Source organism: Rhizobium sp. SVR5-9E (assembly GCF_056755095.1).
This window is the reverse complement of the sequence record NZ_JBNDHS010000506.1, coordinates 1-258: the sequence shown is the minus strand read 5'-3', so window position 1 is coordinate 258 and position 258 is coordinate 1. Positions and strand designations below refer to the sequence as shown.

Annotated in this window: 1 pseudogene; it reads left to right on the top strand. The window is 58.1% G+C overall.

The window, feature by feature from the left end:
* Positions 1-50: 50 nt before the first annotated feature.
* Positions 51-258, top strand: a pseudogene (locus ACPYOJ_RS35820) (cbb3-type cytochrome c oxidase subunit I); the annotation flags it as partial.

Below are 258 nucleotides of genomic sequence, written 5' to 3'. Positions count from 1 at the left end.
GGGGGGGGGGGGGGGGTGTGGGGAAGGGCGTCGTGGATGTGTCGATGTAGGACAAGATGTTCGTGGTCGCGGATTTTTACGTGGTCATGGGAGTGGCGCCGATTCTCGTCATCTTCGGTGCGATCTATTATTGGTATCCGAAGGTGACCAGACGCAGACTGGACGAGACGATGGGACATACTCACTGCTGGACCACGTTCGTTGGCACCTATGTGGTCTTCGTCCCGGTGCACTATCTCGGGCTGATCGGTTTGCCAC